This window comes from Rhizobium tropici CIAT 899, from assembly GCF_000330885.1.
Taxonomy (GTDB): domain Bacteria; phylum Pseudomonadota; class Alphaproteobacteria; order Rhizobiales; family Rhizobiaceae; genus Rhizobium; species Rhizobium tropici.
In genome coordinates, this window is sequence record NC_020062.1 from 1,145,582 (window position 1) to 1,167,875 (window position 22,294).

Annotated in this window: 25 protein-coding genes; 9 read left to right on the top strand and 16 right to left on the bottom strand. The window is 58.8% G+C overall.

Translation table 11 applies throughout. The annotated features are described in order from the left end of the window. Positions 1-60: 60 nt before the first annotated feature. The 4 genes from RTCIAT899_RS27395 to RTCIAT899_RS27410 are packed head-to-tail and all read right to left on the bottom strand — an operon-like array spanning position 61 to position 2,543. On the bottom strand, positions 61-393 hold the full coding sequence (locus tag RTCIAT899_RS27395) for a hypothetical protein (RefSeq protein WP_015343093.1): 333 nt from the start codon (positions 391-393) through the stop codon (positions 61-63). After that, positions 390-1,277, bottom strand: coding sequence for an NAD(P)-dependent oxidoreductase (locus tag RTCIAT899_RS27400; protein ID WP_015343094.1), 888 nt, complete (start codon positions 1,275-1,277; stop codon positions 390-392). The genes RTCIAT899_RS27395 and RTCIAT899_RS27400 overlap by 4 nt, the downstream gene beginning before the upstream one ends. Next, positions 1,274-1,816 carry a gluconokinase gene (locus tag RTCIAT899_RS27405; RefSeq protein ID WP_051043342.1) on the bottom strand — a complete coding sequence of 181 codons (543 nt, stop codon included), beginning with the start codon at positions 1,814-1,816 and terminating at the stop codon, positions 1,274-1,276. Before RTCIAT899_RS27405 ends, RTCIAT899_RS27400 begins: the two co-directional genes overlap by 4 nt. Then, a complete protein-coding gene (locus RTCIAT899_RS27410; RefSeq protein WP_015343096.1) occupies positions 1,785-2,543 on the bottom strand; it encodes an SDR family oxidoreductase in 759 nt (252 codons plus the stop codon). Before RTCIAT899_RS27410 ends, RTCIAT899_RS27405 begins: the two co-directional genes overlap by 32 nt. Positions 2,544-2,628: 85 nt before the next feature. Here RTCIAT899_RS27410 and RTCIAT899_RS27415 point away from each other — a divergent pair, with 85 nt between their 5' ends. Both RTCIAT899_RS27415 and RTCIAT899_RS27420 read left to right on the top strand, forming a co-directional pair. After that, on the top strand, positions 2,629-3,576 hold the full coding sequence (locus RTCIAT899_RS27415) for a 2-hydroxyacid dehydrogenase (protein WP_015343097.1): 948 nt from the start codon (positions 2,629-2,631) through the stop codon (positions 3,574-3,576). A 10-nt stretch (positions 3,577-3,586) separates the two neighbouring features. Next, positions 3,587-4,618, top strand: a complete 1,032-nt coding sequence (locus RTCIAT899_RS27420; protein ID WP_015343098.1) for an L-idonate 5-dehydrogenase — start codon at positions 3,587-3,589, stop codon at positions 4,616-4,618. A gap of 55 nt (positions 4,619-4,673) precedes the next feature. On the opposite strand, the gene RTCIAT899_RS27425 is transcribed toward RTCIAT899_RS27420, so the two are convergent. Continuing rightward, on the bottom strand, positions 4,674-5,093 hold the full coding sequence (locus RTCIAT899_RS27425; protein ID WP_015343099.1) for a GlcG/HbpS family heme-binding protein: 420 nt from the start codon (positions 5,091-5,093) through the stop codon (positions 4,674-4,676). A gap of 90 nt (positions 5,094-5,183) precedes the next feature. Between RTCIAT899_RS27425 and RTCIAT899_RS27430 the strand changes: the two genes are divergently transcribed. Then, complete coding sequence (locus RTCIAT899_RS27430; protein ID WP_015343100.1) at positions 5,184-6,074, top strand: SMP-30/gluconolactonase/LRE family protein; 891 nt, start codon at positions 5,184-5,186, stop codon at positions 6,072-6,074. A 132-nt stretch (positions 6,075-6,206) separates the two neighbouring features. Here the strand turns inward: RTCIAT899_RS27430 and RTCIAT899_RS27435 are convergent, their stop codons facing one another. Beyond that, on the bottom strand, positions 6,207-6,410 hold the full coding sequence (locus RTCIAT899_RS27435) for a hypothetical protein (protein WP_015343101.1): 204 nt from the start codon (positions 6,408-6,410) through the stop codon (positions 6,207-6,209). Positions 6,411-6,737: 327 nt separating this feature from the next. Here RTCIAT899_RS27435 and nrcR point away from each other — a divergent pair, with 327 nt between their 5' ends. Continuing rightward, positions 6,738-7,088 carry a transcriptional regulator NrcR gene (gene nrcR / locus RTCIAT899_RS27440; RefSeq protein WP_015343102.1) on the top strand — a complete coding sequence of 117 codons (351 nt, stop codon included), beginning with the start codon at positions 6,738-6,740 and terminating at the stop codon, positions 7,086-7,088. A gap of 151 nt (positions 7,089-7,239) precedes the next feature. Here the strand turns inward: nrcR and RTCIAT899_RS33710 are convergent, their stop codons facing one another. The 3 genes from RTCIAT899_RS33710 to RTCIAT899_RS27460 all read right to left on the bottom strand — a co-directional run bounded on the left by RTCIAT899_RS33710 (position 7,240) and on the right by RTCIAT899_RS27460 (position 9,100). Then, on the bottom strand, positions 7,240-7,659 hold the full coding sequence (locus RTCIAT899_RS33710) for a hypothetical protein (RefSeq protein ID WP_135488189.1): 420 nt from the start codon (positions 7,657-7,659) through the stop codon (positions 7,240-7,242). Between the two features lie 42 nt (positions 7,660-7,701). Further along, entirely contained in the window at positions 7,702-8,577 is an 876-nt protein-coding gene (locus tag RTCIAT899_RS34310) for a lysozyme inhibitor LprI family protein (RefSeq protein WP_015343104.1), read from the bottom strand. 88 nt (positions 8,578-8,665) lie between these two features. Next, positions 8,666-9,100, bottom strand: coding sequence for a hypothetical protein (locus RTCIAT899_RS27460; RefSeq protein WP_015343105.1), 435 nt, complete (start codon positions 9,098-9,100; stop codon positions 8,666-8,668). A 224-nt stretch (positions 9,101-9,324) separates the two neighbouring features. Between RTCIAT899_RS27460 and RTCIAT899_RS32700 the strand changes: the two genes are divergently transcribed. Next, a complete protein-coding gene (locus RTCIAT899_RS32700; protein WP_148289265.1) occupies positions 9,325-9,558 on the top strand; it encodes a hypothetical protein in 234 nt (77 codons plus the stop codon). Positions 9,559-9,678: 120 nt separating this feature from the next. On the opposite strand, the gene queE is transcribed toward RTCIAT899_RS32700, so the two are convergent. The 4 genes from queE to RTCIAT899_RS27480 all read right to left on the bottom strand — a co-directional run bounded on the left by queE (position 9,679) and on the right by RTCIAT899_RS27480 (position 12,742). After that, positions 9,679-10,407 carry a 7-carboxy-7-deazaguanine synthase QueE gene (gene queE, locus RTCIAT899_RS27465; protein ID WP_015343107.1) on the bottom strand — a complete coding sequence of 243 codons (729 nt, stop codon included), beginning with the start codon at positions 10,405-10,407 and terminating at the stop codon, positions 9,679-9,681. Beyond that, positions 10,404-10,760, bottom strand: coding sequence for a 6-carboxytetrahydropterin synthase QueD (queD, locus tag RTCIAT899_RS27470; RefSeq protein WP_041678205.1), 357 nt, complete (start codon positions 10,758-10,760; stop codon positions 10,404-10,406). The genes queE and queD overlap by 4 nt, the downstream gene beginning before the upstream one ends. After that, positions 10,760-11,470, bottom strand: a complete 711-nt coding sequence (gene queC / locus RTCIAT899_RS27475) for a 7-cyano-7-deazaguanine synthase QueC (RefSeq protein ID WP_015343109.1) — start codon at positions 11,468-11,470, stop codon at positions 10,760-10,762. The genes queD and queC overlap by 1 nt, the downstream gene beginning before the upstream one ends. Positions 11,471-11,635: 165 nt before the next feature. Then, entirely contained in the window at positions 11,636-12,742 is a 1,107-nt protein-coding gene (locus RTCIAT899_RS27480) for an aldo/keto reductase (protein ID WP_015343110.1), read from the bottom strand. A gap of 140 nt (positions 12,743-12,882) precedes the next feature. On the opposite strand from RTCIAT899_RS27480, the gene RTCIAT899_RS27485 reads away from it, so the two are divergent. Both RTCIAT899_RS27485 and RTCIAT899_RS27490 read left to right on the top strand, forming a co-directional pair. Then, complete coding sequence (locus RTCIAT899_RS27485; RefSeq protein ID WP_015343111.1) at positions 12,883-13,794, top strand: LysR family transcriptional regulator; 912 nt, start codon at positions 12,883-12,885, stop codon at positions 13,792-13,794. Between the two features lie 208 nt (positions 13,795-14,002). Then, positions 14,003-14,431 (top strand): helix-turn-helix domain-containing protein, encoded by a 429-nt coding sequence (locus RTCIAT899_RS27490; RefSeq protein WP_051043344.1) that lies wholly within the window; start codon positions 14,003-14,005, stop codon positions 14,429-14,431. 32 nt (positions 14,432-14,463) lie between these two features. Here RTCIAT899_RS27490 and RTCIAT899_RS27495 read toward each other — a convergent pair whose 3' ends face one another. After that, on the bottom strand, positions 14,464-15,756 hold the full coding sequence (locus RTCIAT899_RS27495; RefSeq protein ID WP_041678206.1) for a TadE/TadG family type IV pilus assembly protein: 1,293 nt from the start codon (positions 15,754-15,756) through the stop codon (positions 14,464-14,466). A gap of 481 nt (positions 15,757-16,237) precedes the next feature. Here RTCIAT899_RS27495 and RTCIAT899_RS27500 point away from each other — a divergent pair, with 481 nt between their 5' ends. Beyond that, positions 16,238-18,316 (top strand): putative bifunctional diguanylate cyclase/phosphodiesterase, encoded by a 2,079-nt coding sequence (locus tag RTCIAT899_RS27500; protein WP_015343114.1) that lies wholly within the window; start codon positions 16,238-16,240, stop codon positions 18,314-18,316. Between the two features lie 101 nt (positions 18,317-18,417). Here the strand turns inward: RTCIAT899_RS27500 and RTCIAT899_RS27505 are convergent, their stop codons facing one another. After that, entirely contained in the window at positions 18,418-20,889 is a 2,472-nt protein-coding gene (locus RTCIAT899_RS27505) for a glycoside hydrolase family 3 C-terminal domain-containing protein (protein WP_015343115.1), read from the bottom strand. Positions 20,890-21,216: 327 nt separating this feature from the next. Between RTCIAT899_RS27505 and RTCIAT899_RS27510 the strand changes: the two genes are divergently transcribed. After that, complete coding sequence (locus tag RTCIAT899_RS27510; protein WP_015343116.1) at positions 21,217-21,891, top strand: transglutaminase-like cysteine peptidase; 675 nt, start codon at positions 21,217-21,219, stop codon at positions 21,889-21,891. Here the strand turns inward: RTCIAT899_RS27510 and RTCIAT899_RS27515 are convergent. Next, a complete protein-coding gene (locus RTCIAT899_RS27515; protein ID WP_041678419.1) occupies positions 21,879-22,214 on the bottom strand; it encodes a hypothetical protein in 336 nt (111 codons plus the stop codon). The genes RTCIAT899_RS27510 and RTCIAT899_RS27515 overlap by 13 nt on opposite strands. Positions 22,215-22,294 lie beyond the last annotated feature (80 nt).

Here is a 22,294-nt window from a genome sequence, read left to right on the forward strand (position 1 = left end):
CCCGCAAAGCGAGCAACCGCCAGGAGCGTGCCCGTATCGGAAACGTCTGCAGCAGCCAGACTAGAGCTGGAACTCATGCGCCTGCGTCACATGATGATGGATGCGTCCTTCGAAAAAGCGTGAGAGAACCGCTTCCGTCGCTGCGCGCGCCTCAGTGCGGACCGGGCTTGCAAGAGCTCTCTCCACTGCGGCCATATCCGGATAGTTGACGGCCAGAATCATCGGGAACTCCGGGGCGCCTTCATCGCGTGCCTCGGCAAAGGTAACCCGCACGTCGAGGGCACCTGGAAACTGCTTCCACTTCGGCAGGATGGTTTCCATGACGGCCGCTCGGAACGCCTCTCCCTCCCCTTCTTTGACCTTGCCTTCGAATAATGCGTATCGGGTAATCATCCGGCGATCTCCTTGTTCGGCCCTTTGAAGAATTCCATCAATGCCGCCTGGTCCTCACCGCCGAGCCCGGAAGCCGTCAGCATGCGGTGTATCTCGGCACAGACAGCCGTGAGCGGCATGGCGGTACTGGTCCTGCGGGCCAGATCCTGAGCGCCGTTCAGATCCTTGACCATGTTGTCGATCCGTCCGGTGCGGCGATAATCCCTGGCAACGTAGCGCGGCATATATTCCTGCAAGATGGCGCTGTCGGCCCGCCCGCCCTTCAGCGCCTGCGGGATTTTCGCGGCATCGACGCCGGCATCGAGCGCCAGTTGGGTCGCTTCCGCGACGGCGAGGAAATTCAAGGCGCAAAGAACCTGATTGATGAGCTTCGTGGTCTGGCCCGCACCGACCGGCCCCATATGCGTATAGTTCGAGGCCACATGGCGCAGGACTCGATGCGCATCCGCAACATCCTGCTCGCTGCCGCCGGCCATCAGCGTCAACTGCCCGATCAGGGCTTTCGGTGCTCCGCCGGACAGTGGGCTATCCACCCAGCGCAGCCCCTTTTCTGCCGCTTGAGTAGCAAGTGCCTTGGTGGCATCGGGATCGATCGACGACATATCGATGATCAGCGTGCCCGCTCTTGCACCCGCGGCAACACCTTCGGGTCCGAACACCGCGGCATGGACGATCTTCGGCGAATTGAGGCTGAGAACGACGAAATCGGAAACGGCAGCCGCTGCCGCTGCACTCGGGGCAGCCGTAGCGCCTTTTGCGATCAGCACCGCAACCTTCCCCTTGTCGAGATCGAAAACCGTCAGCTGATTACCGGTTTCTGCCAGGCGGGCGCCGATGGCTCCACCCATAGCGCCGGCGCCGATCAGCGCCACCTTGTTGCTCATGATTGCGTCTCCTCCAATGCAATGATGATGGCCGCTACGACTTGATCCAGCGGCTGATCGATATCGACGGTAATCGCCTGCTCGTCTGATCCAGGCAGCTCGAGGGTTGCAAATTGACTGTCGAGCAATGCCGGCGGCATGAAATGATCCCGTCTTGCCTGCATCCGCCGAAGAATGGTCTGCCTCGTTCCGGCAAGGTGAATGAAGCAAACCGGCGCTCCGATAACCTCGCGAATCCGGTCGCGATAGATGCGCTTCAGCGCCGAACATCCGATCAGCGTCGTATCCTGCGCCAAAGCCAGGTATTGACCGACTTTGTCGAGCCAGGGCCAGCGATCGGCGTCGGTCAACGGTATGCCGGCACTCATCTTGGCGACGTTTGCCGCAGGATGAAGATCATCACCATCGGCATAGATGCCTCCAAGGCGAGCGGCCAGCGCCGACCCGACCGACGACTTGCCGCAGCCGCTGACGCCCATGATGACGAAGCGACGCAACTCGGCGCCGTCAGAGCGAGGCTGTGATGCCGCCGTCGACATAGAGCACATGACCGTTGACGAAGGAGGAGGCATCGGAAGCAAGGAAGATGCAGGCACCGACCAGTTCTTCGACACGACCCCAACGGCCGGCCGGCGTGCGCTTTTCGAGCCATGCGGAAAAGTCTGCATCGGCGACGAGAGCCGCATTCAATGGTGTATCGAAATAGCCCGGCGCGATGGCGTTGCATTGCAGCCCGTACTTCGCCCAATCCGTCGCCATGCCCTTGGTGAGATTGCCGACGGCACCCTTGGTTGCCGTGTATGGCGCAATCGAGGGCCGGGCCAGTGCCGTTTGTACGCTGGCGATATTGATGATCTTTCCTGCACCGCGCTTGATCATGTGACGGGCGACAGCCTGGCCGACATTGAAGACGCTCGAGATGTTCGTCCGCAGCAGCCGCTCGAAGGCATCGGCGGGAAAATCCTCGAGCGGCGTGCGAAACTGCATGCCGGCATTGTTGACGAGAATGTCGATCGCGCCGATCTCCGCCTCGAAGGCATCGACGGCCTGACGCGTAGCCTCATGGTCAGTGGCGTCGAAGGCCAGCTGATACGCCTTGCCGTCGAAGCTTTGGGCCGCCGTGGCGAGCTTTTCCTTGTCACGCCCATTGAGCACCAGCTCAGCGCCGGCCGCCGCTAGGCCCTTTGCGAGCGCAAGCCCGATACCTTGGGAAGAACCCGTCACCAGGGCGCGCCGCCCCTTCAGATCAAAAAGACCAGCAGACATTGTTTCCTCCGTTTTTATCTCGACAATGACCGTCTCCCCTGTTTATGTTATCGATAACATTTGATGTCAAGGGAGGACATATAAGATGAGCAAGCCATCAATCCTGCAGATTGGCCCCTACCCGCAATGGGATCTAGAGCCTCTCGACGCAGCCTTTCAGGTTCATCGCTATTTCGACGCCGCTGACAAGGACAAATTGCTCGCCGAGGTCGGACCGTCGATCAGAGGCATTGCGACACGCGGCGAACTCGGCGCCAACCGCGCCATGATCGAGGCCTGCCCCAAGCTGGAAGTCATTTCGGTCTATGGCGTCGGCTTCGATGCCGTCGACCTGCAGGCATGCCGCGAGCGCGGTATCCGTGTCACCAACACCCCCGACGTCCTCACCAATGATGTCGCGGATTTGGGAATCGCGATGATGCTCTGCCTGTCGCGCGGCATGATCGGGGCAGAGACATGGGTGCGCGACGGCAGCTGGGCCGCGAAGGGACTTTATCCCCTCAAACGCCGCGTCTGGGGACGGCGTGCCGGCGTGCTCGGCCTAGGCCGCATCGGCTTCGAAGTCGCAAAACGCCTGAAGGGTTTCGACATGCAGATTGCCTATTCGGACGTGGAGGCGAAACCTTACGCGTCAGACATGACCTTTGTCGCCGATCCCGTCGAGCTCGCAGCACAATCGGACTTCCTGTTCGTCACGCTCGCCGCTTCTGCCGCCACCCGCCATATTGTCGGTCGCAAAGTGATCGAGGCGCTCGGCCCGGAAGGCATGTTGATCAATATTTCCAGAGCTTCCAATATAGACGAAGACGCCCTACTCGACGCGTTGGAGACCGGCAGGCTCGGATCGGCGGCCCTTGACGTCTTCGAAGGCGAACCAAAGCTCAATCCGCGCTTCCTGGCACTCGACAATGTGCTGCTGCAGCCCCACCATGCCTCCGGCACGGTTGAGACGCGCAAGGCCATGGGTCAGCTGGTACGCGACAATCTCGCCGCTCATTTTGCCGGTCAGGCGCTGCCGACACCCGTTCTTTGAGGAGAAAGATATGAAGGCCATCATCGCCCACGCCGCCAAGGATGTGCGGATCGAGGATTATCCGGAGGAAGAGCCGGGCGCAGGGGAAGTCAAGCTGAGGCTTGCAACCGGCGGCGTCTGCGGCAGCGACCTGCATTATTATCATCACGGCGGTTTCGGCACTGTTCGCTTGAAGGAACCGATGATCCTCGGGCATGAAGTCAGCGCGACCGTGACCGCGCTCGGCCCCGGTGTGCAGGCGCTTGAGGTCGGCCAGCTCGTTGCCGTCTCCCCCTCCCGCCCCTGCCGGACTTGCCGCTATTGCCTGCAGGGCTTACCCAACCAATGCCTCAACATGCGCTTCTATGGCAGCGCCATGCCCTTCCCCCACATCCAGGGCGCATTCCGTGAAACTCTCGTCGCCGATGCCATCCAATGCGTGCCGGCCGATGGCCTGACGCCCGGCGAAGCGGCGATGGCGGAACCTTTGGCAGTCACCTTGCACGCCACGCGGCGCGCGGGCGAGATGCTCGGCAAGCGCGTTATCGTGACCGGCTGCGGCCCGATCGGCGTCCTCTCGATCCTGGCTGCACGCCGGGCGGGCGCTGCCGAGATCGTGGCGACTGATCTTTCGGATTTCACCTTGTCGCTTGCCAGACAAGCGGGTGCCGACAGGGTCATCAATACGAAGAACGAGCCCGAAGCACTTGCAGCCTATTCCGCGGACAAGGGCACGTTCGATGTGCTCTACGAATGCTCGGGCGCCGCTGCTGCCCTTGCCGGCGGCATTGCCGCACTGCGACCGCGCGGAATCATCGTACAGCTTGGTATCGGCGGCGACATGAGCCTGCCGATGCTGGCGATTACGGCCAAGGAGTTGGAACTGCGTGGCTCTTTCCGCTTTCATGAAGAGTTTGCGGTTGGCGTCGATCTGATGCGCAAGCGGCTTATCGATGTACGGCCGCTCATCACCCACACGGTACCGCTTGCCAATGCGATCAGTGCTTTCGAGATCGCGTCGGATCGAAGCCAGGCCATGAAGGCGCAGATTGCCTTCAACTGAACGAAAGCGGCGCGAAATCCACTCGGTTGAAGCTGATGAGGGATTTCGCGCCCGTTCAGTCTAGGTCGGCGCCGATCGCTTTGAGCGCGGCGCGGGCAACCTGTTCGTCCTGCTCGCCGGAACCCGAACCGACGCCGATGCCGCCGAGAAGCGCGCCGCCGACGCGGATCGGCAAACCGCCGCGCAACCCCGTCATCCCGCCGTCGGTGGCGATTGCCAGCGGCACTCGCGCGTGATCCGGCAGCGAATGGCTGGGAGCGCCGATGGAGGCGGCCGTCTGTGCTTTAGCACCGGCGCTTTTCAGCGACTGAAAACGCGAGCCGCGCATGCGGAAGGAGCCGAGCGTCACGCCGGATTGATCGACGATGACGATGCATTGCGGCTGGCCCATCGCGGTGGCAGCGGCAACGGCGGCCGTCAATAGCGTCATTACGCCTTCGTCGCTCAAGGCACTCGACGTCAGAACATGGCTCATGCAACTATCCTCCTGCTTGCGAACTCAATTCTATATGTTATCGATAACACATCGATCTCCAGATGTAACCTTATGGGAGGTATTGTCATAATGTCGTTCTTCGAGATCATCGATCCAGCCTTCGGGAAATTCATCCTTGGCAACGCTCCCGTCAAACAAATTGCCACCGGGTTCGACTGGGTGGAAGGGCCGGTCTGGTTCGGAGATCTGAATTGCCTGCTCTTTTCCGATATTCCCAATAACCGCATCATGCGCTGGGTACCGGGCGTCGGCGTCAGCGTCTTTCGCGAGCCTTCGAATTTTTCGAACGGCCATACGCGTGACCGGCAGGGCCGGCTTGTCAGCTGCGAGCACGGCGGCAGGCGTGTTACGCGCACCGAATATGACGGATCGATCACGGTTATCGCGGACAGCTATCAGGGCAAGCGGCTGAACTCGCCGAATGATGTCATCGTCGCCTCGGACGGCGCGATCTGGTTTACCGATCCGCATTACGGCATCGCGACGGATTATGAGGGATATAAGAGCGAGCAGGAGCTGCCGTGCAATGTCTACCGGGTCGATTCAACGGGGTCGATGAAGGCCGTGTTGACGGATTTCAATTGCCCGAACGGGCTTGCCTTCAATCCTGACGAGACGAAGCTTTATGTCGCTGATACCGGTCGCATGCATAGCAACGATCCGCAACATATCCGGGTCTTCAACGTCGGCCAAAACTGGCAGCTCTCCGGCGGCGAGGTATTTCATGCGATTTCGCCGGGCTGTGCTGACGGCATGCGCTTCGACAGCGACGGGAATCTCTGGTCTTCGGCAGCCGACGGCGTGCATTGCATCGCGCCCGACGGCCATCTCATGGGCAAGATCCTGGTACCGGAAACAGTGTCCAACCTCTGCTTCGGCGATCGCGGCAAGCACAAGCTTTTCATGACGGCAACGACAAGCGTCTACGCAATCTCCTTGAACCGAAGCGGCGCACTGTGATAGCGGCGCAAAGTCGTCGGGCGAAATGAGGCGGCCCTAAATCATGCCCAGAACCACCCTGCCCTGAAATCTGAGGCGGCGGCAAAGCACTCGTCACGGAGCGATTGCCGCGTCGACCCGGAACAGACGATCTCAGCGTAAATCGGCCTGCGGCCTGGAGCACGAAGCGGCCTGCGTGATCGGCGCCAGATTGGCGGACAAGGCACGCTCCTGCCGACGCGCGGCATCCTGCAGCAGGCTTGCCATTCCAGTCACGGAAATGCGATCCGCGCGCATGACCTGGCGGATCAGCGGATCTTTGAGAACTTCGGCGATCGTCAAGTCCCTTTGGGTCATGGTTACCTCCTGTTCGTTGGAGCAGAAGATAAGCCGCTTTATTAGCAGAGCGATGTCAGAACCCGGACAAAAACAAGGCATTTCGTTCGATTTTGTTACAGAATAATTGCAAAACCCAAAGCGGTACATATTCCAAAATTACAATGGGACCCTAGTTGACCGCTGGGAGAGGTTGATTTCCTGGAAATCGGCCGAACTGGGAGGGGCCGCCTGCTCCGCGAGGATGCGACGTTTTGGAATATCCAAACCATAATTTTGCAACTTTTGCGCTTATCATCACGCGCTGCAGGGGGATTTTAAGATTAACTATCGACGATTGGCCGTGCTATGTATTCCTCAGATCAGACCACAGAAGATGAGCGTCTCATCTACCATGCAGATCTTCTCAGCCAGCTTTCAAATCCCAAACGCCTTGAGGTCTGTATTCATCTGTCCGGCCGTGAGGAGGATGTAAACAGCCTGGCCAAGAAGCTTGGAATATCGCAATCGGCGCTCAGCCAGCACCTGACCCGCTTGCATCATTCCGGCATCGTCAAAGTGCGCCGTCAGGCGCAGTATAGATACTATACCTGCGATCATCCGGCCGTCCTGCAGATCCTCAAGACGCTTGCCGGGATTTTCGATGCCGAACTTGAGCCAACGCCACCCGGGGACAATGCTCGTACCGATAAGCCGTGATTGGCAATCTCTGCGGAACGTGGTGAAATCCCAAACGAATGCTTGATGTTGCCGCTTGCAAACAGGACGGCTTACGCCTGCAGGCGATGAGCAATTCGACAGCTGCGACAGGCGAATGGTGGTCAGCACGATCGCCGCCGCCGTCCGTGCATCAATTGGTACTGTCGGGAATGTCGACCTGACATCCGATGCTATGGCAGCCCTGGTAGTTGCCCTGGGCGTCAAAGTTGGGATTACCCTGTTTGTCGAACTGCGGCCTGGTATCGATGTTCTGGTTACGCGTCGGCGGTGACCAGTTATCGCTATTGTCGACCTTTTGCTGCCAGTTCCGGAAATTGGCATCGTTCCTGTCGAACCAGGCCTGTTGCGCAGCTGCTTGTCTTGTCTGGTCGGCCGCGCGCGATTGAGCGGCAGTGTCCATGCACTCCGCCAACGCCTGCGAGCCAGGTGCAAAGCCTTGAGCCTGACACTGCTTGTTGTCATTTGCCATGTCGATGGCGCGTTGTTGTTCCGCGGTCTTGCAGCTGGCGAGAAGGGTCACCACGCCAAGGATAATGAGAACGCGTTTCATGTCGAGCTCCATCACGATTATCTGGGCAGGAGGTGAGGATCGTCAGTTACCCGCAGGAACCGGACAGCTCGTGTCGCCTTCTGCGCAATTCAGATAGGCTTCCAGCGTGCGAACTCTCGACTGAGTAACCGTATCCAGGCACATGGAATAGACCATAGGGTAGATGCTGCTCTGAGAAGAACCTGATGTCTGGAAGGTGCATTCGGCATCACGAAAGGCGACCCAAGCTCGTTGTGCGGTCACGAGCAATTTCTTCGTGTCGGCATTGTCTTTCAGGCGCTGCTCGATCTGCTTGTACACCCCATTCAGGTCGGCATCCGATTTCTTGAAAGACTTGTCGGCGCATTCGTTCATATCGGCCTGCGTGGCGGCATTCCCGCAATCTCCCGCACCGGAAGCACTTGCCTGTCCCGCCGTGGCGACCTTGGCTGCCCCGCCTGCCGATCCCGATCCGGACCCGTTGCCGGCAACATTTTCCCGCTTCAGGGACAGAATGCCGCCATCATACCAATAGAGCGAAACCGTATCGGGCTGAACGGGCAAGACGACCGCGCCGGGTCCCCATCCCTGGGAGCCGCATAGGATGTTATAGCCGCCCTTGACCTTGTAGCCGGCGTCCGCATCGTTATGGTCGGCGGGTGTCAATTTCGGCGCTGCATTGCAATTGTCGCTGGTCGGATCGATCGGCTTGGCCTTCGTTCCCTTGATCCAGGTGATCTTGCCCGCGTCGAATTCGACGACGGCGCCCATATATTGCGGATCGTTGTTTACCAGAGCTTGTGCGCCATTCCCCGAGACTTTGACGCCCTGCACTTGCCATTTTCCGATGAGCGAACTGTAATCGAAGTCGGCTGCATGGACCGGATAGGCCAATACAGCCAGCGCACAGGCTCCCAAAACTCCCCCAAACGCCCTCATGCCCCTGATTCCTCTGTTAAAACGAGCCGCTCTCAGCCGCCCTTTTGTTGTCATCGGTCTCTTTAAGGACCAGCGGGAGTGATCAAGGTCAATCGTTCACCGCCGTGATCTGCATGGTCATATGCTTGACGTCCTTGCCGGCTTTGGCAAACCAAAGCTCGCCGTCGCCGATCATGACGCCCTGCGCGTTGGCAAACAGTGTCTCGTATTTCTGCTTTACCACCGCATCCTTCACCTTGGCGGTAATCACCTGATCGTAGTCCGCAGCGAAATGTTTCGCGTCCTTGATCTTGACCGCCTTGCCGTTGATCCGCGCGGAAAAAGGATAGGAGACCAGACCTGCAACGGTTGCCTTGTCGTCGGAACCGACGGCGGTCTTCAGCTTGGCGAAAAAGTCGGCATAGGCTTGATGCTCGCCAAACAGACCATCCAGATTTTTGTTCATGTCGGCTGCCGTTTGCGCCAAGGCTGCTCCAGACAGCGCAATCATGGCTGCGAGTGATGCAATCAACAGTTTTTTCATGATACCTCCTCGTTGGGGCTGCTCACCGCCGTGCGAATGGCTATCCCTCGCTGATTGTTATCAAGGCGAGAAACTTTACAAGCAAATATTTACATTCATAGTTAGTAATTAAATTTATGGTGGCAGTGCTATCGAACGGGTCAGGGCGGAGGGGAGAGATGTGTGCTCTTGATGGCAGATCGACGAAGACGACCAGCATGCTTGCGAGAAGCCTGGCAGTGACAATGGGACTGATTGCCGTGATGGCGGTATCCGGTTGTCAGAATAAAGTCGCAACGCCACAAGATCTGCAGGGCTGGTACTCCATGATTTGCTTCAAACATGGCTATACCGGCGGCGCGCGCGATAATTGTATGAATAGTCTGACGAATAGCAATGGGCGGCAATTGCCTGACGGCCCGACTGAATTCGCTGATCGGCCACCCTATACGGATAGCCAAATGCCCAACTCTGGTTGATCGACTGTTGCACAGACGATAGAAGCAATAAGCGGATTTATGGATGCATATTCGGCGCTTCCGTCTTGCTGCCGCCGATTGCCGGTAAGGTCTTTTTGAACATCATAGACCGGGTGAGGCTCAAACGCCGCGTTTGTTGCCCCAAATCAGCACGTGCAATTGCGGCAATACCCTCGCGTCGAACCATTGGTCGCTGCTGACCTTGTCCACGAGCCAGCGCATCCGCTCGACGATGCCGTCAATATCGACAATGGCATCGCCTGCATCGGCTGGCGGCGGCGTGTGATTGCCGGGTTGCAGATAGACGGGCAATCGAGGATAGCGAGCAGCCGCGTCTCGCGCATATTCATAGTCGAGATCGTCGAATATGACGATCTTCAAGGCGATCTGCGGTCCGTCGCCCGCCATGCGCAGACAGTCGTCGAAGGCGGTCCAGTCCGTCGCCATGCCGCTCGATGGAGGCTTCGGGCTCAGCACGAGCACATCGAGTTCGGCGAACCATTCCCTGGCCAAGCTCCCTTGAGTCTCCAGCGCGAAGCGATATCCCTCCGCATGGCCGCGCGCAATCAGTGGGCCGAGCGGTTGGATCGCAGGATTGCCGCCAGAGAGCGAGATGGTCAGCGGTTTGCCGCCTGAAAGTCGCGTTACCTCCTGCCAGATCTCATCGACCGACATCGGCCGCCATTGATCGCGATAGTCACTATCGACGGCATGCAGCGTGTCGCACCAGGAGCAGCGATAATCGCAGCCGCCGGTGCGCACGAAGATCGTCGGAAGGCCGATCAGGATGCCCTCGCCCTGGATCGTCGGCCCGAATATCTCGCTGACGCGAATGGGCGCTTCGCTCATGGCCGGTATTCCGCCCAGGTTTTTGGTGTTTCGCTGACCCGCACGGCAGATGTCTGCGGCAAGCGCTCCTTGCACCAGTCATAGAAATGCTTGGCGAGATACTCCGAGGTCACCCGGTCATGTCCAAAGACATCATTGAGATGGCGATGATCGAACCCTTCGTCGATATAGCGCTTCAGCGGCTGTAGCTCATGATAGTCTCGCACGAACCCATTCTCGTCCAGTTCGCCGGCCGAAAGCTCCACGACGACGATGTAATTGTGCCCATGCAGGCGCGCACACTGGTGATCTGCAGGCAAATGCGAGAGCTGGTGCGAGGCGGAGAAATGGAATTCCTTGGTGATGCGGTACATCACTTCACCTCTTCGGCCGAAAAGCCCGATGTCGCGGCAATCCAGAAATCGGCATCGTCATATTCCGTAGGATCTGCGATACCAGCGAGATGGAAGGCTTCGCGCCGCTCCACACAGGTGCCGCAGCGGCCACAATGGCGCTCTCCGCCCTTGTAGCAGGACCAGGTTTCGGCAAAGGGGGTTTCATGCCGGGCGCCATCGGCAACGATATCCGCCTTGGAGATCGTCACATAGGGCGCGCAGAGCGAAACGCTGGCATAGCCGTCGAGTGCCTGGTTCTGCATCTGCTGGAAGGCGTCGATGAAACCCGGGCGACAGTCGGGATAGATGAAATGATCGCCGCCATGAACCGCAACGGCAACGGCATCCGCCTTCTGCGCCGCCGCAAGCCCGAAGGCGATCGCCAGCATGATCGCGTTACGGTTCGGCACGACCGTCGCCTTCATGGTTTCCTCGGCATAGTGCCCGTCCGGCACCTCGACATCATCTGTCAGAGCCGATCCGGTCAGATGCCGGCCGATGGCGGTGATGTCGATGATCTCATGCGGCACGCCGAGACGCTTGGCGCAGGCGCCCGCAAATTCCAGCTCCTTGCGGTGCCTTTGGCCGTAATCGAAGGAGACGAGGCCGATAAGCTGATGTTCGGCTGCGACCTTATGGGCGAGCGAAACGGAGTCCAATCCGCCGGAGCAGATCACGATAGTCTTCATAATTCAGGATCCCTTGTTTTGACCGGGTGGGCTGCGACCGGATTTCATGGCTTTTCAAAGCTACGGCGGGGTCTCTAGCAGCAGAAACCGGAGGAAACAAGGCAATCGTTCATTTCATCGCAACGCGCTGTCAGCTGCCCGGGCGTTGCGATGGCTGTGACGTCTTTAGCTGACGCCTGCAAACTTTCCCGAGATGTTGAGATCCGGATAGTAACCCACGGGCTTGCTGCCGACAGTCTGACCACCGGTCAGGCCGCCCTGGACCTCCGGGCCGAAGAACGAATAAGGAAAGGTCGGCTGCAAGGCGCTGACGTCGTCGAGGCGGCGGCGCAGCTCGGACGGTATGGCGAAGTCCAATGCACCGAGATTATCGTTCAGTTGCTCGAATTTGGTGGCACCGACGATGATCGAGGCTATTCCGGGCTGCGTCATCGCCCAGTTGACCGCTACCTGTGCCATGCTGCGTCCAAGCTCGCCCGCCACCTTTTCCAACTCGGCGACGATTGCCCAGTTGCGCTCGTTGAATTTCTGAAAACCGGGATTGGTCGTGCCCCGCACGGTTTCGAGCCGGCCGGCCGTTTCTCCCTGGCTGCTGGGGCGATATTTGCCGCTGAGCAGACCGCTCGCAAGCGGGCTCCAGGCCATGATGCCGGCACCGTAACGCGTCCCGAACGGTACGAATTCATTCTCGATATTGCGCTCGGCCAGCGAATATTCGAGCTGAAGCGCCGAGATCGGCTCATAGCCGCGATATTCGGCAATGGCCTGGGCGCGGCTCGCATACCAAGCCGGAACATCGGACAGGCCGACATGCCGGACCTTGCCCGAGCGTACCAGGTCGTCAAAGGTACGCATTACCTCTTCCGGTGGCGTCAGGCGGTCCCAGCAATGCATGAGGTAGAGGTCGATATAGTCCGTGTTGAGCCGCTTCAACGATCCCTCGACCGCCCGCAGGATATTCTTGCGGCCATTGCCGGCCGCATTCGGCGTCTGTGCCACAAGGTTCATGGTGAATTTGGTCGCAATGACGGCATCGTCGCGCAAGCCGCGCTCGGCGATGAACTCGCCCAGCCAAGTCTCCGACGTACCACCGGTATAGGCATCAGCAGTATCGAAAAAATTGCCGCCGGCATCGACATAGGCATTGAAGATGGCTCGCGCCGCTTCCTTGTCGGCGCCCCATCCCCATTCCGTGCCGAAGGTCATGGTTCCAAGCGCAAGCCGCGTCACCTTCAGTCCGCTGTTGCCCAGCGTGTAAAATTCCATGCTCATCGCTATTCTCCTCTGTGGCGGACCAAACCAGCTCGATGATCGAAAGCGGTCGGTCGCAATTCAGTGCTTATAGCTTCGCTGCTTTCCGCCCGTTCGATAAGGTAATTTAATTTGCATTCATTATGCGATATGGCTCAGCAATGGATCGCGATCTGCTCACACATTTACCTATCGTCGCCGCCGTGGCGCGCCGCGGCGGATTTGCCGCCGCTGCCAGCGAACTGGGCATGAGCCCATCGGCTGTCAGCCATGCCGTTCGGCTGGTGGAAGAAAGACTTGGACAGCCGCTCTTCGCCCGAACGACCCGCAGTGTTGCGCTGACGGAAGCTGGAAAAAGCCTGATCGGAACGATTAATCCTGCGCTGCAGGACATTCATGAGCGCATTGAGCGGATCAAGGCGGCCAAGGGAAAGCCGAGCGGCCTGCTGCGCATCAATGCCTCCCGCATCAGCCTGCCGCTTGCGATAACCCGTGTCATCAGGGCCATGGCGGAACGCTATCCGGAGGTTGAGATCGAGATATTCTCCGATGAGCGGTTGACCGATATCATTTCCGAGGGCTTCGATGCCGGCATCCGCGTCGGCGAGATGATCGCTCAGGATATGGTGGCGGTCCGCCTGACCCCGCCTTTCCGCGCGATCGTGGTCGCATCCCCCGATTATATCGGACGGTTCGGGCGGCCGAAGACATTGGCGGATCTCGCAGATCACACATGCATCGGTTATCGCCTTATCCGCTCCGGCGGCCTTTACCAGTGGGAATTCGTCGAGGACGGACGGGATGTCGCAGTGGCCGTCTGCGGTCAGGCGATCGTCACGGAATCGCATTCAGCCGTCGAGCTTGCGTTAGCCGGCGTGGGATTGGCTTATGTCTTCGAGCCGCTCGTGCAGGCGGAGATCGCATCCGGCAGGCTTGTTCAGGTCCTGGGTGACTATGCGGTGACCGAAGCAGGCCTTTTCCTCTATTTTCCGCGTCGCGCCGAGCTGGCACCGAAGCTCAGGGCTTTCATCGACACGGTGCGTCAAGTCCATCGCGAAGCAGCCGCCAGCTAGGCGAAAGTACGTTGACCCCGAGTGGTACGCTCACGAATGGTCAAATTGCGCGGGGCCGATCCCAAATGCGCAGGAAACGGAAAGCTCGTTGCGATCCGCAATGAATCGTGATTGCCGTCTGCCGTCGCTCCCGGCAGTCATAGCGCTAAAGCGTAGCCAATGAGACATTCAGGAGAGCTGCGGCATCCGCCATCAGCCTTCGGACCAAATGATCGATAAGCGCCAGGAGGAGGAACCAGTGCAAGATATCGCAACAAAGAAGGCGCCGAGCCCGATCGATGTCGAAGTCGGCAGACGTATCCGCGCGCAACGGCGCCTGCTCGGCATGAGCCAATCGGCGCTCGCCGAGAAACTGGACCTTACCTTTCAGCAGGTCCAGAAATATGAGAAAGGCGTCAACCGCGTCGGCGCAAGTCGTCTGCAACGTGTTGCTGACAGCCTCGGCGTCCCGATATCGCACTTCTTCGATAATGCAGCCTTTGACAATCCCGTTCCAACCGACGCGCCGCGCAACGACCTCGTCGGATTTCTTTCGTCCGAAGAGGGCTTGGAACTCAATCGGGCTTTCACAAAAATCAAGGATGCCAGAACGCGCCAGAAGATCGTCGGCCTGCTCAAATCATTGGCCCTCGCCTAGCCTTCCCGGTCTGGTCAGCGCGCGGCTTGGCGTCAGCTTGTGATGCGCGGCGTGCGAATGACCTTGAGGAACAGAGCGTTCATCGCATCCGAAATACCTTGCGTCGGGCTCACCTCGAAATAGAGGCCGGGCGAGGCGCACGTCTGCAAATTGGTGCCGATTTGCGATTGAAACGGCGCGATCCACTGGTTGTACCAGCCGTTTGTCGGCAGCGGGAAATAGGTCGTATAGAGGATGGCGATCTTGATGTTCTGGTTCTTCAACGGCTGACAGAAGGCAGTGGCGAGCGGCTCCTGGCAACGCCCGCCGGTGGTCGGCTTGGTGCAGGTGTTGGGCTTATAGCTGTCGCCGACGCCGTCAGTGACAAGAAAGAGAACCTTCTGACGATCGGAGCTGGTTTTTCCGCTGCCGCCCGTACCGATAATCGGCGCGAGTTGCGTCAGCATTGTATCGAAACTCGTATCCTGGTCGCTGTTGTCGTTCTGTCCATGAACAGACATCAGGTCCACATTCTTGCTGATGGCATCGCTGACCTGCGCCATATCGGATGATAGCGGGGATACGTTGGTCAAGCCAATTGTCGAGGTATCTTTACCGAATGTATAGACGGCCATCCTGTACTGATCGGATGTCACCCGGTTCGTCTTGGCAGTATCCGTAAGCGACTGTGTCGCCAGCCCGACGACGCCAATGCGGGTCTGGACGCCAAGGCTCTTTGCAAGTTCGTAGTAATTGTTTTTATTGCTGCTGTCGTGGCACGCAAAGGCACATTTGTCCGACGTGTTTGCCACCATTTTATTAATATCGGTTATGGTAGCACCGATCCCCATGGATGGCGTGTTGTCCAGCAACATGTAGAAATCCATGAAGGTCGCCGTCTGATACTGTGCGGATGCCGAGCCGCTCACGGGAATGGATGTTTTTCCGATAATCTGGCTCAACGTCGTCGGTACGTTCGCCGAAAAATTGACCGTCGATGAGACGACATTTCCCGTGCGCGTTACCCCGGCGCTGACGTTGACCGGTATGTTCTGTATATCGCTGGACGCCTGGCCGTAGAAGAGCTTGTTGGCATCGCTTTGACCGATCGTGACGGTCCCGTCGCTTGTCATGGCCATGGCAGCCGCAACCGCCGGCGACGAATCCGCGATTGCGCCGACCGCCGCCGCATCGGCAGCATTCTGCAACTCCGTCCGCACAAGCATCGCATTGGTGATATCGAGCGCCAGTCCCCCAGCCGCGATCAACGGAACGGCGACCAATGCCGTTGTGATCCCGAAATTGCCCGACCGATCCAGAAACAGCCGTCCCGAGAGCTTTCGCATGGCATAAAGGGACTTCAGATAAATCTTAAATCTCTTCACAAGCAAACCTTCTACATTATAAGTTGCAGCGTCAAAACATTCGCTAAAATGAAAGTATTATTACTTTCAAATATACTTATGTATATTATATTCGAAAGATATTTAGATTCTCATAAGGGAGAGTTTCTCAATTATACTTCCAATATTCAGGGGAAATTTACCAAGAATCCGTAATATATCTGTGTATGGCGCAAACGGCGGATGGAAATCGAAGGCGATGAACGGCCCCGCCCGAAACGAAAAAGATGCGCGAAATCCAATACTTCGTAAAGAAGATATACAGCGGGCACAAAGCCGATGGTTGCAGAAATTGCAATCTCACCCAAAGCATCTTTACTTGATTTTCAGTGTTTACCCGTGAAAGCAGCAGTGTCGATATCAGGCGCAGCTGACCGCATTGGAAACTGCCCCTCACCCTGATGGCTATTGTTGGGATCTTTGCGTGCGCGTTCTTTCCTGCATCTTCACGGAGCACAATCTGTGGCTCGTTCTCCTGGCGGCGTTCGTCTGTGTCAGCGGCGGATGGATCACCCTCAATCTGCTCCGCCGAGCCGAAAAGACGCGCGACCTTCAACGCGGCGGTTGGATTTTTCTAACTGCCGTGGCTGCCGGCTCGTCGATCTGGTGCACGCATTTCATAGCCATGCTGGCCTATGAAGTCGGCGCGCCGGTCACCTTCGATCCCATCCTGACGATGGCCTCGTTTCTTTTGGCCGCCATCGGCTGTGCCGGCGGTTTTGCGGTCGCCTTGTCGCGCCTGCCGCGCATCGCACCGGAATTCGGTGGAGCCGTCGTCGGCCTTGCCATCACCTGCATGCACTATACCGGTATGCTGGCCTACCACGTCGATGGCATCGTCGAGTGGAACCAGGGTTATATTATCGCTTCCGTTGCCCTTTCCGTGATTTTTGCAGCGCTTGCACTCAATCAGGCCGTGCGCCGGCCTTGGCAGCTCTCCCCGATCGCCGGCCTCGCTCTCTTCGTCATCGCCGTGGTCTCGCTTCACTTTACCGCAATGACGGCCGTCTCTGTCACGCCGCTTGTAACCGGCGCCGCGATCGCGGACGCCTACGCACTGAAGGCTATGGCTGTTGCGGTGGCCGGCGGCGGATTGCTGATCATCGGCACAGGCGTGGCAAGCTACATGATCGACGAGCGGGCCTCGCGCGAATCCATCGAAAAACTTCAACATATGGCACTCAACGACCTGCTGACGGGCCTCCCCAACCGCAGCAGTTTCACTGACCATCTGCAGCGCGAGATCGGCCATGCCAAGGAAGACGGCGTAAAACTCGCGGTCATCGGCATCGACCTCGATCGCTTCAAGGAAATCAACGACCTGCGAGGACACAAGGCCGGCGACCAGGCACTGAAGGCAATCGGACGACGCCTGCTGCGCCTCGTCAGGGACGGCGAGTTCGTTGCCCGTGTCGGCGGTGACGAGTTTGCCGCTGCCAAGCGCTTCCGGGAGCAGAGCGAGCTTCTGGATTTCGTGGCCCGGCTGGAGAAGGTCCTGTTCGAGCCCATCCGGATCGACGATTTCGAGACCGCGACAGGGGCCAGCATCGGTGTTGCCATCTATCCCGACGATGACGTCGACCAGGAGCGCCTCGTCAGCAACGCCGATCTCGCCATGTATCGCGCCAAGGCCGACATCGGCCGCGCCGTCTGCTTCTATGAATCCAAGATGGATGAAGCTGCCCGCGCCCGTCATACGCTGGCGCAAGATCTGCGCCGCGCTGTCGAATTGGATCAGCTCGACCTGCACTATCAGGTACAGACGTCCGTTCGCACAGGGCAGATTTGCGGCTACGAGGTCCTCCTCCGCTGGCATCATCCCGAGCATGGCCCGGTGCCGCCTTCGGAATTCATTCCGATCGCAGAAGAAAGCGGCACGATCCTCGTCATCGGCGAATGGGTTTTGCGCACGGCCTGCAAGGAGGCGGCATCATGGGAGCAGCCCTACAAGATCGCCGTCAACCTCTCGCCCGTACAGTTTGCTCATGCGGATCTCGCAAAGCTCGTTCATACGATCCTTCTCGAAACCGGCCTTGTGCCATCGCGGTTGGAACTTGAAATTACCGAATCCACAATCATCGCCGATAAAACTCGGACCTTACATGTCCTGCGGCAGATCCGGGCTCTCGGCGTGACCGTTGCCATCGATGATTTCGGCACCGGATATTCCTCGCTCGATACGTTGCGATCCTTCCCCTTTGACAAGATCAAGCTCGATCGTTCCTTCATGAACGAGGTGGATCACAGCATTCAGGCAAAGGCGATCGTTCGCGCGGTACTGACGCTCGGCAAGAGCCTGGATATCCCTGTTCTGGCGGAAGGCGTCGAGACCAACCATCAGCTCGAAATCCTGCGCGTCGAGGGTTGCGACGAGGCGCAAGGCTTCTTCCTCGGCCGGCCAAAGCCCGTGGGCCAGATCTTCCAGATGGAAGCATCGGCAGAGGACGACGAGACGTCGGCATTTTCCGGCCGGCTGCCGCCCTATCGCATGCGCCGCCGCTAGGAAATTCCACGCGCCAATGCAAAATCTGCAACAATTGAAGGCACAGATCTGCGCCCTTCTTTACTTATGCTTGATTTCGTCAGCTGCGACCGTTTGCGATATCAGAGCGAACGGTCCGAAACCTCACCGATCCATTCGCTTTCAAGCTCGATCGCAACGGCCGAGCGGATATCGAGAGCATTGGCGGCCGCGAGAAGCTCATAGCGACCGGCGATGGCTCGAAATGCTCCGATCCGTTCGTCGAAATAGCTCAGATCGCGCGGACGAACGACAAGGGAGGCGGTGCCTTTTTCACCCGGAATCAGCCGAAGCTTGGCAAAGGCGCGCAACTCCTTGTCCGGCCGCTCGACTGCCGAAGCAGGCGCGCGCACGTAAAGCTGCACAAGCTCCGAACCGGTTCTTTCGCCAATATTGGTGACATCGACCGTCACGGTGATCCCATCCTGGTCCATTCTTGTTGCCGAAGCCTGCGCCTCGCCCCAGGAAAATCGCGTGTAGCCCAGACCGAAGCCGAAGGGGAACAAGGGCTCAATATCGCGCTTATCATGATGACGATATCCGACGAAGACGCCCTCGGCGTAACGCACATGCCCATCCTTGCCGGGATAGACGGATGCGTCGCCAACCATGGCGGAGTTATCCGATAGGCGCTTCGGGAAGGTCTGCGGCAGACGTCCGCCAGGCTCGACATCGCCGAAGACCACGTCGGCAACGGCATGTCCGAGCTCCTGGCCGGGATACCACATCTGCAGCACGGCCCGAACCTTGCCGAGCCAGGGCATCTCGATGGGGCCGCCGGTCTGCAGCACGACAATGGTATTGGCGTTGGCGGTCGCCACCCGGTCTATGAGCTCCTCCTGACGACCCGGCAGGCGCATATCTGGCAGATCGAGGCCCTCCGTATCCCACTCGCCATCGCGGCCGACAAAGAGCAGAACGACGTCTGCATCGCTTGCCTTTTGGACGGCATCGAGCATCGCCTCTTCGCCGAGCGGCTTCTCCACGCCGAAGCGCACCGCCGTCAGATTGATCCCCTCCTCTGTCGTCGCAGACGAGCAATATTCGACCACCACCTTGTAGCTCTGTCCGGCTTCCAGGTGGATGCCCTGTCGCTGTTCGACATTGGCGGTGCCGAAATAATTGTCGCCGCGAGCCCAGCCGTCATAGCCGTTGACGACCAGCTTGCCATCGACAAAGAGCCTGGCGAGACCCGCATTCGTCATGCCGAATACATGCTCGCCGCTCTCAGTCGGCACATAGGAGGCTGTCATGCGCGCGGAGAACTCATTGGGATCGAGTTCCGAAGAGGGCAGATCGAACCAGAAGAACTCGCCCTTGCTTGCCGTTTCGGTGGCGATCACCGGCCCTGCAAGGTCGCGGCCTTTAAAATAGTCCACCCGCATCTCACCGGAGAAGACATTGATGAGGCGATTGTTGCGGCAGCCGGTAGCATGGTGAATGCTGTTGGCATTCGACAGTGCCTGCCGGATGCCTTCCAAGGGGCTGACCCTGTAGTGGGCTGCGATCTGGGCGCTGCCGCCACCCATGACCCGGGCTTCGGCGGCATTCGGCCCGACAACAGCCACATGCCCAAGGCCTGCCTTCTGCAGCGGCAGAATGCCGTCGTTCTTCAAGAGCACGGCACCCTCGGCTCCGAGCTTGCGGATCAGCGCGCGATCCTCAGGCAGATCAAGCGCATGTTCGCTCAAATCGGGCGTCTTCTCGAAGGCGCCGACCCGCTCAAGCAATGTCAGAATGCGGCGAGCAGCCTCGCGCACCGTTTCCGGCTTGACCTCGCCGTTGCGGACCGCCGCCACGAGCTTTTCGCCACGGTCGCGCGTCGGACCGGGCATTTCGAGATCGAGCCCGGAATTGACTGTTGCCACCGTCGAATGCGAGCCGAACCAGTCCGACATGACGATACCGTCGAACCCCCATTCCTCCCGCAAGACTTTGGTCAGCAGCCAGGGATGCTCGCTCGTATAGGTGCCGTTCAGCCTGTTATAGGAGGACATGACGGCCATGACGCCGGCCTTCTTCACGGCCTGCTCGAACGGCGGCAGATAGATTTCGCGAAGAGCACGCTCGTCGATATCCGACGACATCGTCTGGCGCTCGATCTCGGATTCATTGCCGGCAAAATGCTTGATCGTGGCGGCAATACCCTGGCTCTGCACACCCTGAATATAGGCGACGGCAAGCTCGGCCGTCAGCATCGGATCTTCGGAATAGCATTCGAAATTGCGGCCGTTGAGGCCGGAGCGGTGAATATTGACCGTCGGCGCCAACAACACCGAGGCGCCCTTGCTCTTGGCCTGGCCGGCAAGCGCCACGCCCATGCGCTCGACAAGGGCCGGGTTCCATGTCGCGCCAAGCGCGATCGCAACGGGAAAACAGGCCGCATTGACGCCGGCAACCAGCGAGCCGGCACCGCGGGCTCCGTTCGGCCCATCCGTGACCTTGATCTTCGGGACGCCAAAACGCTCGACCGGCACCGTGGTCCAAAAATCGGCGCCGGACAGCAGCGAGACCTGCTCTTCAAGCGTCATCCGGTCGAGAATATCGTCGATCATAAAGGCCTCCCGAGCAATTCCCTGGCTGTTCCATCGGCCATCCGCGATGAAGATTCGCATTTAAGACCAACAAATCATAAACGCGCCAGATGGTCTTCCCATAATCCGATAAATCATTCAATTCACATATGTTTTTCCAAGAGACCCGGGGCATGCCTGCTCCGGCGGACGCGGCATAACCAATCGGAAATCGTAAACTTGGTGTTTGCATAGGTGTCGCTGACCGCCGCGCCGACCAAAAGCGCAGGTTCGATAAAATGCAAATAATCTTATTTCGAATAAATTTGACCGCGTCGGATTTCATGAGCCCAACTCATGGAGCCGAGTATGCGTTCACTTCTCGTCGCTGCAAGCTTTCTCTTCGTCGCCGGCCTGCTATTTTCGACGGCAACGACGGCAAAACCCGTAGCAAATACCGCCGCGGCGCACGCGCACCAATTTGCGCGCGAGGTGACGGAGGCGAGCGTACCCGTCGGCTGGATCAATTTCTGCAAAGCGCAACCAACCGAATGCGTGGCCGGCCAGAAGAGCACGGAATTCGTCAATCTCGATCGCGATCATCGGCTGCAACTGCAGCAGATCAACAGCCTGGTCAATCACGAGATCCAGGGCATCGGCGACAATGATCATTACGGCATCTACAAGCTCGGCATCGTCAACTGGTGGACCTATCCCGACGATGGTGCCGGCAACTGCAACGACTATGTCCTCCTGAAGAAGAGATTGCTCGTCGAAGCAGGCTGGCCGCGGTCCGCCCTGCTGCTGACGGTCGTCCTCGACACCCATAACGAGGGACATCTTGTCCTGATGGCGCGCACGAACGACGGCGATCTCATCCTCGACAATCTCACCGATGCAGTCAAAAACTGGAGCGGAACGGGCTATACCTTCATCAAGCGCCAGACGGCTGATAATCCGAACGATTGGGTTCGGCTGGAATCCGGTCGCACACCTGAAGAGCTTGCCATGATCAGCAAGGCCTTGGCGTCTCATTCACAGTGATTGGCAGCCCAATAGCTATCGACCAGACCTTTGCCGTCCTGGTCCAGGATGGCAAAATTGCCGGGAATGACGACGAAAAAGCGTTCTCCGCTTTCCGCACCGGCGCTGCCATTTGCACTTGCCGGGTCGACACGACCACAGACGACGAAGCCTGGCATTCGTTCGCTCGGCTTGGCCGCCAGAATATGGATGGCAGAGGGCGGCACCTCTATGCGCCGCGCGACCGCTGCCTTGGCCAGCGCCGGGACGTCCGCCATGGTCGGCAAGGCTTCGCCGGGCGCGGCTGCGAGCAAGATGCTCCCTGCGATCACGAGATGTTGCATCGACATCCTTTCGAAAGCCTGGACCACGGGAACTCAACCCTGGACGGCCGTATCCCGTATGCCTCTGCAGCCGAAAGCTG

Bases quoted from the DNA above. Each gene is read 5' to 3' on its own strand.
- RTCIAT899_RS27425 (WP_015343099.1), bottom strand. From the start codon at position 5,093: ATGAGCCATGTTCTGACGTCGAGTGCCTTGAGCGACGAAGGCGTAATG.
- RTCIAT899_RS27515 (WP_041678419.1), bottom strand. From the start codon at position 22,214: ATGCAACATCTCGTGATCGCAGGGAGCATCTTGCTCGCAGCCGCGCCC.
- RTCIAT899_RS27405 (WP_051043342.1), bottom strand. From the start codon at position 1,816: ATGTCGACGGCGGCATCACAGCCTCGCTCTGACGGCGCCGAGTTGCGT.
- RTCIAT899_RS27410 (WP_015343096.1), bottom strand. From the start codon at position 2,543: ATGTCTGCTGGTCTTTTTGATCTGAAGGGGCGGCGCGCCCTGGTGACG.
- RTCIAT899_RS33710 (WP_135488189.1), bottom strand. From the start codon at position 7,659: ATGAAACGCGTTCTCATTATCCTTGGCGTGGTGACCCTTCTCGCCAGC.
- queE (WP_015343107.1), bottom strand. From the start codon at position 10,407: ATGAGCGAAGCGCCCATTCGCGTCAGCGAGATATTCGGGCCGACGATC.
- nrcR (WP_015343102.1), top strand. From the start codon at position 6,738: ATGTATTCCTCAGATCAGACCACAGAAGATGAGCGTCTCATCTACCAT.
- RTCIAT899_RS27490 (WP_051043344.1), top strand. From the start codon at position 14,003: ATGATCGATAAGCGCCAGGAGGAGGAACCAGTGCAAGATATCGCAACA.
- RTCIAT899_RS27420 (WP_015343098.1), top strand. From the start codon at position 3,587: ATGAAGGCCATCATCGCCCACGCCGCCAAGGATGTGCGGATCGAGGAT.
- RTCIAT899_RS27435 (WP_015343101.1), bottom strand. From the start codon at position 6,410: ATGACCCAAAGGGACTTGACGATCGCCGAAGTTCTCAAAGATCCGCTG.
- RTCIAT899_RS27415 (WP_015343097.1), top strand. From the start codon at position 2,629: ATGAGCAAGCCATCAATCCTGCAGATTGGCCCCTACCCGCAATGGGAT.
- RTCIAT899_RS27485 (WP_015343111.1), top strand. From the start codon at position 12,883: ATGGATCGCGATCTGCTCACACATTTACCTATCGTCGCCGCCGTGGCG.
- RTCIAT899_RS32700 (WP_148289265.1), top strand. From the start codon at position 9,325: ATGGGACTGATTGCCGTGATGGCGGTATCCGGTTGTCAGAATAAAGTC.
- RTCIAT899_RS27505 (WP_015343115.1), bottom strand. From the start codon at position 20,889: ATGATCGACGATATTCTCGACCGGATGACGCTTGAAGAGCAGGTCTCG.
- RTCIAT899_RS27495 (WP_041678206.1), bottom strand. From the start codon at position 15,756: ATGCGAAAGCTCTCGGGACGGCTGTTTCTGGATCGGTCGGGCAATTTC.
- queD (WP_041678205.1), bottom strand. From the start codon at position 10,760: ATGTACCGCATCACCAAGGAATTCCATTTCTCCGCCTCGCACCAGCTC.
- RTCIAT899_RS27395 (WP_015343093.1), bottom strand. From the start codon at position 393: ATGATTACCCGATACGCATTATTCGAAGGCAAGGTCAAAGAAGGGGAG.
- queC (WP_015343109.1), bottom strand. From the start codon at position 11,470: ATGAAGACTATCGTGATCTGCTCCGGCGGATTGGACTCCGTTTCGCTC.
- RTCIAT899_RS34310 (WP_015343104.1), bottom strand. From the start codon at position 8,577: ATGAGGGCGTTTGGGGGAGTTTTGGGAGCCTGTGCGCTGGCTGTATTG.
- RTCIAT899_RS27480 (WP_015343110.1), bottom strand. From the start codon at position 12,742: ATGAGCATGGAATTTTACACGCTGGGCAACAGCGGACTGAAGGTGACG.
- RTCIAT899_RS27460 (WP_015343105.1), bottom strand. From the start codon at position 9,100: ATGAAAAAACTGTTGATTGCATCACTCGCAGCCATGATTGCGCTGTCT.
- RTCIAT899_RS27400 (WP_015343094.1), bottom strand. From the start codon at position 1,277: ATGAGCAACAAGGTGGCGCTGATCGGCGCCGGCGCTATGGGTGGAGCC.
- RTCIAT899_RS27430 (WP_015343100.1), top strand. From the start codon at position 5,184: ATGTCGTTCTTCGAGATCATCGATCCAGCCTTCGGGAAATTCATCCTT.
- RTCIAT899_RS27510 (WP_015343116.1), top strand. From the start codon at position 21,217: ATGCGTTCACTTCTCGTCGCTGCAAGCTTTCTCTTCGTCGCCGGCCTG.